General features: G+C 53.3%; 10 protein-coding genes and 2 pseudogenes. 6 read left to right on the top strand and 6 right to left on the bottom strand.

Features of this window, described 5'->3' with window-relative positions; all coding sequences use genetic code 11:
- Positions 1 to 105 precede the first annotated feature (105 nt).
- Together I8746_RS20330 and I8746_RS20325 are read right to left on the bottom strand one after the other, a co-directional pair.
- Positions 106 to 744, bottom strand: coding sequence for a hypothetical protein (locus tag I8746_RS20330; RefSeq protein ID WP_182408372.1), 639 nt, complete (start codon positions 742 to 744; stop codon positions 106 to 108).
- Positions 745 to 1,007: 263 nt separating this feature from the next.
- Positions 1,008 to 1,232 (bottom strand): hypothetical protein, encoded by a 225-nt coding sequence (locus I8746_RS20325; RefSeq protein ID WP_409078019.1) that lies wholly within the window; start codon positions 1,230 to 1,232, stop codon positions 1,008 to 1,010.
- Between the two features lie 213 nt (positions 1,233 to 1,445).
- On the opposite strand from I8746_RS20325, the pseudogene I8746_RS20320 reads away from it, so the two are divergent.
- A pseudogene (locus tag I8746_RS20320) lies at positions 1,446 to 1,630 on the top strand (IS5/IS1182 family transposase); the annotation flags it as partial.
- Positions 1,631 to 1,639: 9 nt separating this feature from the next.
- Here the strand turns inward: I8746_RS20320 and I8746_RS20315 are convergent.
- From I8746_RS20315 to I8746_RS20300, 4 genes are read right to left on the bottom strand one after another with little or no spacing between them, the layout of a single operon-like run.
- Positions 1,640 to 2,233, bottom strand: coding sequence for a Mov34/MPN/PAD-1 family protein (locus I8746_RS20315; protein WP_217974842.1), 594 nt, complete (start codon positions 2,231 to 2,233; stop codon positions 1,640 to 1,642).
- On the bottom strand, positions 2,230 to 3,912 hold the full coding sequence (locus I8746_RS20310) for a ThiF family adenylyltransferase (protein WP_217974840.1): 1,683 nt from the start codon (positions 3,910 to 3,912) through the stop codon (positions 2,230 to 2,232). Before I8746_RS20310 ends, I8746_RS20315 begins: the two co-directional genes overlap by 4 nt.
- Positions 3,913 to 3,929: 17 nt before the next feature.
- Positions 3,930 to 5,204, bottom strand: a complete 1,275-nt coding sequence (locus I8746_RS20305; protein ID WP_217974838.1) for a nucleotidyltransferase — start codon at positions 5,202 to 5,204, stop codon at positions 3,930 to 3,932.
- 13 nt (positions 5,205 to 5,217) lie between these two features.
- Complete coding sequence (locus tag I8746_RS20300) at positions 5,218 to 6,756, bottom strand: SAVED domain-containing protein (RefSeq protein WP_209967610.1); 1,539 nt, start codon at positions 6,754 to 6,756, stop codon at positions 5,218 to 5,220.
- Positions 6,757 to 7,376: 620 nt separating this feature from the next.
- On the opposite strand from I8746_RS20300, the gene I8746_RS20295 reads away from it, so the two are divergent.
- From I8746_RS20295 to I8746_RS20275, 5 genes and pseudogenes are all read left to right on the top strand, one after another.
- Entirely contained in the window at positions 7,377 to 9,836 is a 2,460-nt protein-coding gene (locus I8746_RS20295) for an AAA family ATPase (RefSeq protein WP_217977029.1), read from the top strand.
- Positions 9,833 to 10,600 (top strand): HNH endonuclease, encoded by a 768-nt coding sequence (locus I8746_RS20290; protein ID WP_221101014.1) that lies wholly within the window; start codon positions 9,833 to 9,835, stop codon positions 10,598 to 10,600. Before I8746_RS20295 ends, I8746_RS20290 begins: the two co-directional genes overlap by 4 nt.
- Positions 10,601 to 10,848: 248 nt before the next feature.
- Positions 10,849 to 11,004 (top strand): annotated as a pseudogene (locus tag I8746_RS20285) (dihydrodipicolinate synthase family protein); the annotation flags it as partial.
- 496 nt (positions 11,005 to 11,500) lie between these two features.
- The gene (locus I8746_RS20280; RefSeq protein ID WP_221101013.1) at positions 11,501 to 12,616 is read left to right on the top strand and encodes an alcohol dehydrogenase catalytic domain-containing protein; all 1,116 of its coding nucleotides are present in this window, start codon (positions 11,501 to 11,503) and stop codon (positions 12,614 to 12,616) included.
- Between the two features lie 45 nt (positions 12,617 to 12,661).
- Complete coding sequence (locus tag I8746_RS20275) at positions 12,662 to 13,201, top strand: cupin domain-containing protein (protein ID WP_221101012.1); 540 nt, start codon at positions 12,662 to 12,664, stop codon at positions 13,199 to 13,201.
- Positions 13,202 to 13,212 lie beyond the last annotated feature (11 nt).

Below are 13,212 nucleotides of genomic sequence, written 5' to 3'. Positions count from 1 at the left end.
TTGAGCGTGCGCTGAGCAGCACGAGCATCACGGCCACGGCATGTTGAACGATTAATGGCTCATCACGTATTTATTTCTGAGGAGCACGTTGCTTTACGAGATAGCTTAAGATGAGTAGACACCCTCTTTTTTTGCATGAACGGACACACTCCCCTCCAAAAAGCTCATTATTGCCCCCTCAAGCTGGGTGATGTAATTACGCGCAAAAGCCTCCAACTCATCATCATAATTATCTGGAGACTTGAGCAATTTGGCGCGAGCCAAAAAATTCAAACTACCGAAATAGGCCCTAGCAATTATCAATCCCAAATTGCGCTGAGCGCTCTCCAGATTGAACGCATCTTTCTTCAAGATGAATTTGCAGTTCAGGTAATCTTCACTATAGTCCGATCCAATTTTTACAGGTACCACTAAAGACGACCCATGAAAATTCCGCCATATATTCTTGGATTTCTCAACGATAAGTTCCTTTGCCGACTTACTTTTTTTGCGGCAGGGTGCGACCCCTACGCTACCTGAAAGCTGCATGAGGATTTGATAAATTGTAGGTCCAAAGCCGGCGGTAGCAACAACGTTTTCTATATGCCAAACTGTATCAAATCTCTTGAAGACAATAGCGGCCAATATATCGCCTTCAGAACTCAGCAGGGCCAGCATTGGGTAGTATGAACTTCCAGCTTTCTCAGGATGAAAGCCCTCCCTTTTAAAATAAAGACCAAGCCCATCAATATTGCGAATAGCCATGAAAGCGTCCTAGCACTGAAAAAGGGTTTGCATAGTACCTCATCTCAAGTCGCAACACTTCGTCGTCCAGTAAATTTAGGCGCTATCTTACAAAAAGGGATTCCACACCTGCGTGACGTCCCTCACAGCCAACCAGCCTTTCGTGTGTGATCTGCTGCCCGACTCATCAACTTTGCATAGCAAAGCATAAGTGATAAATCCGCCCACTATCGATCCGTTTAACCTTCATAGCCAGCTCGCCTAGATGATCACCGGCTGAGCGACTAGGTGTGAGGTCCTGGAATGAGTTGGTGCGGATTAATAGAGAATCGCTCTGGATTTTTCGTCCAGGCCTCAAATACCAAGTTGAAGGGAGTGCGCCATCTCAAGGACTCGAGGTGTCTGGCGAAGTTGTAAGCCATCACGAAGGCCAGTATCTGCGTCTTCAGCGCAGCGAAGTCGGGATAGTGATGCGCCTTGATGGTGGCGTCTTTGATCGTTCGGTTCATGCGCTCGACCTGGCCATTGATCCACGGGTGGTAGACCTTGGTCAGCCGATGTTTGATGGCGTGTTCGTGACAGACACAATCAAAAATGTGCCCACCAAACCGCTTGGTCGTGCCGTTGCGATACCGGGGCTGCTCGTGAATGCCCCACTGTTGCCAGCCAAGACGGTGTGCATCGTACGCACGACCTGGCGTAGAAACTCAGCGCCATTACGCTTACCCAGGCTGTTCGACCGGCCCAAATACCGACAGCGCAACATTATCGAACGTATGTTCGGCTACTAAAAGAGAAACGCCGAATCCTCACGCGCTTTCACAAGCTCGCAAAAAGTTATGCCGCGATGCTCTCGCTGGCTTGCGTCAAGCGGTGTATGCGACGGCTTTTTTCAGACAGAGCCTAAGGCACCCGTTCAGCGTAAGGGTAGAATACCTCTGTTCCGCATTACCTCACGAAAAGCTACCTGCTTGGGCTGCAACACATTGCAATCGCCCTTCTTAGGACTGTCCAATTGCGAGCAGCTTTTATCTTCGCTTAACTGCATCCAGTCGCGGGATGATTCGCCGCTAGCCACCCAGACAGTCATGGCTGGAATGCTGCCGCAGTTGCCGATAATCACCATGAAATAACGATTCCTGTCACCCTCAAAGGAATCAAGATAGTCCCAGGTAGTTTTCTGGTCACGCCAAGAGGGTGATGGCGTACTCTCTGGATGTGTATGCCACAACCCTACAGCATGCCTGTATTGTTCGAATTCACTTTGCCTGTTCCTATCAGAGGCTTTTACATCTGGATTCCAAGCGTGCCTGCTTCGCCGGTCAGCAGGATTCGGCCCCATGGCGTTACTGATGATCAGCCCGTGAGAGTCCGGCTCTGGGCTAAAAATCTCCCCTCCAGCTTCCTTCTGCCAGAACCGACGTTGAGCATAGCTGTACATGTGTGCCAGGACGTGATCAGTAAACAGCACGTATTTACTGTTGTCGGGATAGAAAAAGACCCTGCTCATGGAAATGGCCTTATCAGGGTCAGGCCTTCGAATCCAGATGCAATACTCGCCCACTCATTATGCTTCAATCCCGGCCAATGCTTATCCAAATAAAGCTGCCCGCGCACCCAGCTCCGCACTCGAGGAGGAAATGGTTCGACTGCATCGATCATCTCCAACGCGGACTCAGCAACCAAGGCGACGGCGTGTTCGGCTGCAGCTGCGGTGTAACTCTGGAACCGGCTGCTGCACCCAGGCTCTTGTTGGATCACTTCATCGGGCCACACCACCGCCTGTAAGCTATACAACGGATCTATCGGGCCTTGTAGCCACAATTGCCCCGATGGTAAAGAACAAGCATGAGCAGCAGCCACATAGGGCTCCATCCAACCTACCAACAGCGGGCATGGATGCTTTTGTCGAGCGTTCTCAATCTGCGCTCTCACATCTGGCTCACCGGTGAGATCGAGCACTGCGTGCACATCAGCCAATGAATTTTCTTTCAGCCATGCGGCCGTATTCTTGAAGTATGGAACTACCTCGGTCGAAGGGAAGGCCAAATTAACTCGCTTGGCCACTGCACGTGCTTTGCTCTCACCGATAGACTCTGCGCCAAGTAGATGTCGCCCGACATTCGCTGGAGACATGGTGTCAGCATCAACCAGAGAAATCCTGCCGACTCCAGCCTTGGCGAGGTGGTCGACTATCGGACTCCCTAGAGCCCCCGCTCCTAACACCAGAACATGTTTTGCCTGGCGCCGGTCAACCTCTGGATGCTGATCTCGACCGGCTGTCCAGTTTGGGTCTAGGCGAGACGTAATAAGTGGCAGTACTTTGGATGGAGAAGGAAACGATTTTTTTCGTTTACCTTTACCCTTCCCAATATCCCGAACCGTCGGTGGGCCGCCTGGAAGCAGGTACGCGAAAGCAAATTGAGCATTCCTTAATAAGACTACACGGTGTATCTCTCGGCCGCGGCGACTACGGTGTATCTGGAACTGTGAATAGTCCGCGGGAAGAAGACGACCTTTCAGTATGCGCTCCAGATCACCCATAGATTTAGGCCAGGTGCTGGGCGTAAGCACATATGAAATCGGGACGTCAGCAATCAACACCGCAGTACGTTGCTCAGCCCCCAACGACTGAACTACGCGATTGGTGATGCGTAGAGCTTCATCGGCGGCCACGATGATCCTGTTCGGCGTCAGGAGCATTCCGCTCCTGATCATTGCCTTCTTGGGAGGTGGGTCTACGGTCCAGACTGCGGTCACTGGGTCGTATTGCGACCGGGCCCGAGCAACCTCGATAACCCAGTAGTTGATTGCTTCCGTCTCAAAGGCTTCGTCCAAGCTACCATTCAACCAAGGCTTGAGAAACTGCTCCAAGTAAGCATTCAGAAGGAAAAGAACCCTCTCCTCCGCGGAGTGGCCCGAGCCTGGTCCGGGGTCACCGTCCATGCAAAGAGCCCCGTTATCGTCAACGTGCGGAAGCCTCAGCACCGCATCGGAGGAGAGCTGAATGAATGCCTTGGCGCACCCTGGGAATTCGGCAGGCAGACGTAACTCGGCCCACTTAAATCCCCTTCCCTCCTGAAAAGTAGGTAACTGCAACTGGTAAGCAGTGATGCCCCCTTCCCGGCGAAAGGCTGAAGGCAGCAAATCCGGAAATTGCTCGCGTATGAGGGCCAAGTTCAAAGTCAACTGATTCTCCCCACTACTCAAGCGAGTCCAGTCGTAACCGGAGTGGCTTTAGGTTTTGGGGTCTCTATTGTAGGCAACACGCCGCCCCCGCCAGTCGGCGCCGGAATACCGAACACCTCCCGCACACGCTTGGAAATAGCTTGTGGTTCAGTTAATGCCAGAATGGTTTTGAGATCCGCTGACAGCGCATCGCACCAGGTCATAAAGGATCGGAAACGCTCTTCCCCATCATCATTCCACTTCTCGGCAAAATTCTCTCCCTCGACGGTGGGGTTATCTACTCGATACTTGCCGTCAAGCTTAAGCACCAGGTGCGGCATGTAGAGCGCGAGCTCATTCAGCACCTCCACCGGATGCTGGAACACACGCCCCAGATCCGCCAAGCCTTCATAGCAAGTGGTCAGTAAGGTAACAATGATCACCGAGATCGGCTTGGTCCCCCCTTCAATGAGGCCACGCCTAACGCACATGTCCCGATGACGCTTGAACAGGCGAATGGCTACTCGGAGGGTATCGGTAATTTCCACGGTTTGATCTGGCACTGGTGCAATGCTATCCATTACCCGGTTCTTCGCCAATGCCTCCATCGCTGGGACAAGAATCAGCGCACGCTTGGCGGTATCGTCCACCCACTTGCTCATACCGGCCGGATTGGAGGTCTTCCAGCTTGTAGTAGGGGTATCCACCACTGCCAATGCCGTTCCCTCGTATCGCACAGCGCGATAGCGCGGAGCCATGGACTCATACGTATTCCGAGGAACAGTATTCAATGGTACCGATGGCGTGAACTCCAGGTAGAACGACCGCTGTGGGAAAGGGATATTCCAGCAACGCCTTTTTGCTTCAGCGTTCAGATCAACCAAAGCATTCCCAATGGATTCAAAAAATGCCATTGGTTCGGAGGCTTCGATACGAGAGATGTCCACCTGGCATACTGCGTCGATGTCAAATTTCTCTCTTCCATTAGGCGACCGTATCAAAGTTTTGGTACTGACCGAGCCCTGAGGCAGAATTGATATGGCTTCGGGTGGCCACGAAAGATTGGAAGCGAGTAGCTCAGCCACTTCCTGATAAGCCCCCTTGGCAGCCTCGATTTCCTCATCACGCACCGCGATGTGCTCATTCACCGCATTGAGCGCTTTTTCCCAATGCGAGTATTCGAGCTGCATGCTTCGAGAGTCGGATGCCAGGCCATCGAGTAGACCCGCATACGACTCAAAGGATTCCTTCAATCGAACAGGGCGTGACCGTTCGGCGTGGATCACCAGCTCAGCACTTTTGGTTTGGCTCATGGCATTAGGCTCGTTATCGAAGAGGAATAGTGATGGACTGCTGCCCGTGAGTGGCGGATACGTGATGACCTGTGATCGATAGGGCAGGAACAAATTTGAAGTCGCGACCTGCGCGGTCATAAACCACGTACTCGGGGTGGTGACCTGCTTGTAACATCTGGCCGAAACGGAACACCGTGCTGGCAGGGCTGATCGCGATGAGGTGGACCTTTGCAACTCGCATCACGTCTTGAGCGTGAACAATTGCTTTGCGCGCAGCTTGCGAAAACTGCTCAAGATCCTCCGGACACCCGATACAGTCGGCTCCTGTCTTTGACGTGGTCACACGAATCCAAGGGATCTCGCCGGAATCGACCGCGCGCCTGAATTCAGGAGACAGTGAATCCTCATCAAGACTGGCCGACAGCTCGAGTGTTATAAAAACTTCGTCTGCGCGAACCGCTGGCAAAGGGCTAACGCTGAAAGTACCTGGTGAAGGAGCAGTGGCCTTTGGGTCCCACGCCCAGGTCTTGCGAACCTTGTCGTACTGGAAGACTTGAATGGCCTGCGCTTCACCCATCACTCGACCGGCCAGAACCAAGGTAGGAATATGGTGCAGAGGGAAGATGGCCAGACTTTCGGTGCTCAAGCCGCTGCTGGAATTGAATCCGGTGACGAGCTCTCGAATATGATGCTCATGCTCCCGCAAATATTGGTACCAAAACTCTGGCAGATGACGGTCATCTCGCTGTGATTTGCGGCGCACGTAATGGACGACACCTGGCTCCATGGCTCGTCTGGTCGCCACAATGGCCTCAATCAGCTCCGAGTCATGAAAGTAAGTCGGCACGTTTGCCAAATTAGCATGCAAAGTCACCGCTTTAGTACGCGGAAACGCCAGTGAATTTAGATAATTCCGTACGATATCCCGGTGAGACTGGCGCATTTCGTTCAGGATTTCGGCGGTATAAAACTGAGGTGCAAACGAATCAATCAGACGATGGTGCTCATCACACATCAACATGATGTTATCGGGGACATTGGCGAGACGGTGCGAATCAGTCTGACTACCCCGCGGCCCTTCTGGATCCGATGCAACGATGTGTGCCAAATATCCGACTCGGGCAGCTTTGGTCCACAAGGCAATTTCTGACAGATCATGCCCGCAGCCTTCAAACATGCATCTTGCACCCGCATCAGCCCAAACCTTTTGTGCCGTTTTCTCCGAGATCTCTGGTCCCCGACCACTGGTCCTACCGAGCAATCCATCCCGGGTCGCGATGAAAACATCCACCTGGGGCTTACTCTGTACGAGCACATATGCCCACGTGCTATCTGCGGTGTGGGCGGAAAGCAAGGCTTCAAGCCCCATGTCCAGAACGTAGAGCAAGCCTTTGGGGACCAGTTTTTTAAGACTCGATTTTGCTATCGGTCCTGGGTCAGCGGGATGTAAAACGAGACTCGCCTCATCGAGATCAACTAGCTTACAGAGGTAGTCCGCAGTGACGTACGCCACCCGGTGCTTTTGTGTCAGACATCTATCCAGCCAGACAGCCAATTCCTGATCGCTCAAATTGGTTGTAGTCGTGCTGCTGCGTGACGAGGTTGATGAGCCAGAAGACATTTAATCGCCCTAATCCGTGACCGAGTTAAATCGCGCCTCTTGCAGATGAGGGTAAAAAACAAGAATTCAATGGCAATGTGCCATTTTTTTTCAGGCTAACACCACTTACGGAGTAGGACTGCCGTCCGAGCCATCGCTGCGACGGAATCAGCTAAGTCCTTGGTGTAAGTATCCAAGAGCATCGTTAGGTTCTGCATGCCCCTGCTCGCCGCGGATCGCCGAGTTGGGGTTTCGCATACCAACGCAGCCTGACTTCGCTTCCCACGCCGTGCCGGTTTATCATTGCAGGATCATAACGAAGGGGGCTTTCGGATCGCCGCACGCTTGCTGCCCGCCCTGGATTTGCGCTGCGCCTGTGGTCCACAGACTCAGGGCTGTGGAATGGTTCGGGTGATCCAGCCAACCAAATTCAACTAGTGCTTTTTGAGCAAGGAGGGCAATTGATACGGTTACCAAGAGCTGAAACCCAGCCCGCGCTAACAGCTTCCTCCGCAGCAAAACCAGCACAGCACGACCGCCAACAGCGCGGACTATTCTCCATTTATTATAATAAACAACGGTAGCTCAAGATGTTTGATGAAAAGGATTTTTCCGCTGGCAAATTTTGGAGTTTACTGAAGAAGCGCGTCGCCTCGCGCGAGCGGAACGATGAGCTGCAAGTGGACAAAGCCCTGCTGCAGATGCTGTTTATTGTAGCTCTCGACCGTGAGCTGATATCGATTTCGTCCAAGCGATTCCCTTTCAAAGATCTCATTCACTCAAAAGATGATTATGAATTCGATGCACAATGGCGCAATATCCGAGAAGAGATAATTAGCACCATGGACTTGCCGCGTCGGACAGATTTTTTTGCACCGGTCATCGACAGACTCTTCTTTTTGGAAGCATTCCAGGCCATTGACAGTGAATTACCTCGCTCGCCTGTTGAAGCACTGAGACTATTCGATTATCTATTTTTCGCCAGCGCGGCCGCTAACCTCGGAGCCAGCTCACGCTACCTGAGTATGGTCGCCAGATTCTCGAGTATATTAGCTGGTCAAACTAGCAGGCGGGTCGAGGCGTTTGCCTTGACGGGCGAATTCTTATCACTCTCCCCCTCCGGCACGTCAACTATCCGTCCAGAATGGCCCACCGCCTTTATTCGATCCTTCAAGGGTTGGGAGTTTGAATTTGAGCTTCGCATGGAGTTCCTGCATGCCAACACGAAGCAACTCGCAGAGAAGAGTTTCAATACCATACAGCTGTCGCGGGGAGACTTCGTTCTAATCAATGCCCCTCGGAAGCTGGCAAACCGTGCCTCTGCTGGCGATCGACAGCCGCAGATAGCCTCCGCCGCCGATACCTCAATCCAGATGCTGGAAGCATTGCTGGGCCGCAATCATTTTCTCGAAGGTGTGGTGGTAGTTCCCGGTTTAGATCGGACCGCTTCCAAAACCGAGCTTAGACGTATTCGAGAGTGGCTCGTTGAATCGAAGATGCTGGTTGCGGTGATCGATTTCCCCTCGGGAAGCCGTAATGTGACCGTGTCTCATAGCGCCTGGGTGCTGCGTGCCCATTCGAACGCTTCGCGGGAATCCGTGCTAATGGTAGACATGCGATCGCTGCTCTCCCCCAATCATCGTGGGGGTTGGATCGCACTGGCGGAATTCGCGGCTCGCTTGGTCCTGACCTGGGAGAATGATCACCGACCTGCCGACTGGTCCTCGCAGGAGGTCACTAACACCAGTGACAAGCGTCTGCACAATATCTATACACGGGAGTTTAGCGAGGGTTATCGTGACGTACCGGGCCTCTGTGCACTTATATCGAGGACTGAGGTATTGGAGAACCATGCACGGCTACAAGCGCATGACTATTTGAGCACTCAATCCCCCCGCCTCTGGGCCTCTGGTCTTGATCATACTGTGGTCACAGAGCTGCTAGCGGCTAAGCGACAGACCCGCGAGCCGATCTATGTGATTGGAAATAATGGTGCGGGAAAGAGCTTGTTGCTGCGTGAGATTGCAGAGCTGTCGGTTGAGCAAGGGTGCGCTACCATCGGTGTAGCATTTGGTTTCAATGATCGCTTTCCCCATCGCTCCCAAAAGAATAAAGAGGATGTTTTTTTTCGCTACGAGGGTAGCCGCGGCACCGGCTCAACCGCGTCATTGAAGAAGCTAGCCTTGGACATGGGTAAAAAGATCTATGACATTCATTGCGACCCTCATCGACTCGCCGCCTTTAGCATGGGATTGGAGCTCTTGGACTTCAGGGCACGCCGCTACTTGATGCCCTACGCAGCTGAATCGAGCGTTCGAGACAACCACCTAATGATCAGCTCGACCGTGTTGCTGAGTGATCTCGCCAGTGAAAATATCGATTTAGTTCAGCCAAATACTCTAGCGACTATGCAGCCTGCGCTGGGACGCATGAGCGCACGAAGCGAGGTCACGCCATTCTCCGAGCTAAGTTCGGGAGAACAACAGATGCTGACGTTACTCGTGAAAATCATCGTTTCGGCAACCCCTAACGCACGCATTTTGATCGATGAACCAGAGATAAGTCTGCATGTGAGTTGGCAGCGCTTGTTGCCCATCATGCTGAGTAAAATGTGTGAGCACTTCGATTGCGACATGGTGATTGCGACTCACTCCCCTCTTCTGGTTACGAGTGCGTTGAGCGCCAGCAATCACTGCTTTGTGGCGCAAGATCAGCAACTGATTCCTCTGCGAATTCACGATCGCGGTTCAGTTGAGCGCGTGCTATTCACTGGCTTTGGCACCCACACTGAGAACAACCGACAAGTCTACGAACGATGTGCCGCGATTGTTTCGGAGGCCATCAAAGCTGTGAACGCGGAGGATAAAAATCTACAGACCGTCACCCGCTTGGAAGAGGAACTGGCTGTCATGCAGCGCACCGTAGACGCTGCGACTGGACAGTTGCGCAGCTCATCCCTTGATAGCGAGCTGGACCTGATCGAAAAAACTCGCGAGGCATTGGACCAGTTGCAGGCCCTGGCGCAAGAGACGGGGGAGAGCGGACAGTGACTTTGTTACCCGTCGGGCGTGACCAACAAGTAGAAGAAGCGCAATATTTGGCCAAATGCCATCGGCGAGTGAGGCGTCGTCCCCATGCAGCGCAGATCATGCAGGACGAGAGCTTCTTTGATGCTGCGCGTAGGGAAAACCGTGATGTATGGGCCGAATTCTACGCGACTGAGTGGCAAACACCAGCAGGTGCAATAACCGGATCGGATCTGATGTCCGCTCTACGAGACCACCTGGCTGAACTGCAGGGGGAGCAGTGTTGTTATTGCCGACAGGCCTTACTTAAAGGCGGCAACTCGCGCCCTATAGAACATGTGCTACCCCGGGCTGAGCACCCAAGATTCACCCTGCACTTTTGGAATCTTGCCGTCAGCTGCGAACGCTGTAATCGGCTCAAGGGCAGGACACAATCTGAAAACTTTGGACGTGAGCTCGTTGATTATCCCGGCCACACAGATTTCGTCTCTCAGTATCATCCCCGGTTGCATGAGTACGATGCGCACTTTAAGTACGCAGTGATCATGCAAAATGGCGTGACCATACCGTTGTATGCTGGTCGAACCGCCCATGGTCGAAACCTCTGCTCGCAGTTTCTGCACGCCGCAGCTGTCGAGATAACCCTTTTATCACCTAAGTCAGCGCTGCATGAGGACTTGAGCACCATTCAGAAGTTCATCATCAGCCATGATGAGGCTGCGATTGACAAGTTGCAGGCAGCTCAGATCGCCCTGATCGAGGCGATGGTAAAAGCTGCCACTGGTTGATCGACATGCGTGCAAGGTTCCATAGCTGACCTAATCGCCAGCGGTCAGCCCTATCCAAAGGATCAGCGTCTGATTGATTCGGGACGATTTACACCGATTGGCCACCGTATTCGCATCACGTCACCTACGATCTCTTCACAAACCACTTGGTTAGGAGTCAGCACGGGAGCTGATTTCGCCTTGGGATATGCGAAAGCACATAAAAACCATCTTTGGGGTGGAGCGTATGGCGATCGCTCGAGCCCTCGCGCTGCAGCCTTCCGAACCTGATCGGCTTCGAAGAGTTCGGCGGTGCTGCAGACATGCGCTATGCCGCTGAGCACATCACCTCCCAAGATGAAGAAGTCATCCTGATGGCTGGTGTAGACACTCAAGCTGTAGCACAAGGTGCGGCATGTAGTGCACGAGCGGAATCAAAGGACCACTGACTTTCATGAGATGGCATCCGGAACGGCTAGCATGCGAGGAGCAGACCCATTCGGATGACGGCTAGTCATGAGAGTCCTTGGCCACATCTCCGGATGTAAGACGGCGGAATCACTCTGACACCTCAAATCAGCGAGGCTGATGACAGCGCCTGATCGGGATCAGGGTAAAAATGGATTGCGGTAGGCGCTCAGCTCCGTCTATCGAAACATATCTTGCATGCTAGCATTTTAGTGAGGCATTATAAATTCATAACTACAAACCAGCGGTGCCCATCATGGTCAGCATTGCGTGCAAAGACTTCTCACTCCTGTCATCCCGCTACCGGGTGACCTCATCCTCTAAAGGCTGCCGTCTGGCCGAGCCTTCTCCTACTCGATTTACCAAGCAGATGAATGCTTTAGCTCTTTGGAGCTAGGGCTCCCTCTGTGAGTGCCCAGGGCCATTGGCCCAATGAAAATAAGGAAAATAGAAATGAGCATGATGAAAGCTGCCCGTCTGCATAAGGTCGGTCCGACGTTCCAGCTCGACTCGATCGAGATCCCGAAACCACGTGCACACGACGTTGTTGTTGAAGTGAAGGCTTGCAACTTGGTGCCCAACCTTCGCAATGTCATCGAGAGCTACTCCACCTGGTTCCCTTACCTTCCCCTCCCAAAGCTGCCGGCAGTCTATGGCTTGGACGCCGCAGGCATCGTCAAGGAAGTGGGTGAGGGCGTGCACGGCATCAAAGTCGGAGACCGCGTGTACGTGAACCCCGGCCGTAGCTGCGGCTCCTGTCATGCCTGCTTGCGCGGTCAGCACATAAACTGCACCGCATTCACCTTCCAGGGCTACTTCGGGTTTGGCCCAGGCTCTCAAGAAATCTTCGAAGACTACCCCTACGGCGGATTGTGCCAATACATGACCGCGCCAGCGTCGGGCTTGGTCAAGCTCCCTGAAGCGATATCCTTCGAGCAAGGATGTCGGTTTGGCTATCTCGGCACCGCCTATTCGGCCCTTCGAAAAGCAGGCGTGTGTTCTGGTCAGTCTGTGCTGATCAGTGGCGCCACCGGAACACTAGGACTTGGGGCCGTCCTGCTTGCCCTGGCCATGGGTGCTACAAAAATCTTCGCGATGGCCCGAAACCGTCAATTGCTAGAGCGCGTACGCGCGCTCGCCCCAGATCGCATTTTCACTATTTCCGTCGGCGACGAGCCACTGGGTGATTGGGTTCGGAAGCACACCGATGAGCTCGGTGCTGACGTCTTCATTGATGCGGTTGGCCCGGGCGCTCCTCATGAACTTACCGTTGAGGCGATTGGTGCGCTTCGCCGCGGCGGCCGCATGGTGGACATCGGCGGTATGTCTGAGGATCTGCCGGTACCGATGTTCAAACTCATGTGCTTCCAGATCAGCGTGATCGGCTCCCTCTGGTTCACTGTGGCAGAAGGTCAGGACATGGCCGAAATGGCTGCTGCCGGCACCTTGGATCTTTCGGTATTCGACCAAGAGGTCTTCGCCATCGAACAGGTCAACGAGGCAATGGATGCAATAGCAGACCGCAAAGGCGGTTTCACCAACGTTGTAATTAATCCCAGCCTGGCCTGAACAGCAGCGCCGCTCGATCGAGCGGCGCTCAATCGGAGACCGAACATGAAAGTGAGACGAGTGGTTGCGGGTACGCAGAATGGTAAAGCTGTGTTCCTTTCCGACGATTTGGCGCCTCAGACCTATGAATACAAAGCGATTCCAGGATTCGCTACCTCTTTAATCTGGCAAACGGAGGCGTCTCCCACCCTTCCTGAAGCATTTGACGACCCAGTTCAAGCCACCTCTTCACTGCTGCCTCAGCCCGGTGAAACTAAATGCCTGGCGGTGAGCTTCCCGCCTGACACAATCTTCCAGTCCTCGGATTTCAATCCCGATGAAGCTCATGCAGAGCAGCAACGCCACCTGCTCGGGCTTTATGAATGCTTCGACCCTGAGCGACCAGGTATGCACGCTTCTCCGACAGTCGACTACGGCATTGTCGTCAAAGGTCCTCTCGTCCTCGAACTGGACGACGGACAGATCAGGGAGCTCGCGAGCGGAGACATCGTAGTGCAGCAGGGCAACATTCATGCTTGGCGAAATCCAGGGACCGAACCTGCACTGGTTACATTCGTTCTGATTGGTGCCCACTCTCAGCGGTAAAAATTACATAG

The organism is Pseudomonas sp. USTB-Z (assembly GCF_019691255.1).
In the GTDB taxonomy this organism is placed as follows: domain Bacteria; phylum Pseudomonadota; class Gammaproteobacteria; order Pseudomonadales; family Pseudomonadaceae; genus Aquipseudomonas; species Aquipseudomonas alloputida.
This window is presented reverse-complemented; position numbering and strand designations above follow the sequence as displayed.

Excerpts from the sequence above, each read along its gene's own strand:
- I8746_RS20330 (WP_182408372.1), bottom strand. The coding sequence starts at position 744 with ATGGCTATTCGCAATATTGATGGGCTTGGTCTTTATTTTAAAAGGGAG.
- I8746_RS20325 (WP_409078019.1), bottom strand. The coding sequence starts at position 1,232 with ATGAACCGAACGATCAAAGACGCCACCATCAAGGCGCATCACTATCCC.
- I8746_RS20315 (WP_217974842.1), bottom strand. The coding sequence starts at position 2,233 with ATGAGCAGGGTCTTTTTCTATCCCGACAACAGTAAATACGTGCTGTTT.
- I8746_RS20305 (WP_217974838.1), bottom strand. The coding sequence starts at position 5,204 with ATGAGCCAAACCAAAAGTGCTGAGCTGGTGATCCACGCCGAACGGTCA.
- I8746_RS20295 (WP_217977029.1), top strand. The coding sequence starts at position 7,377 with ATGTTTGATGAAAAGGATTTTTCCGCTGGCAAATTTTGGAGTTTACTG.
- I8746_RS20280 (WP_221101013.1), top strand. The coding sequence starts at position 11,501 with ATGAGCATGATGAAAGCTGCCCGTCTGCATAAGGTCGGTCCGACGTTC.
- I8746_RS20275 (WP_221101012.1), top strand. The coding sequence starts at position 12,662 with ATGAAAGTGAGACGAGTGGTTGCGGGTACGCAGAATGGTAAAGCTGTG.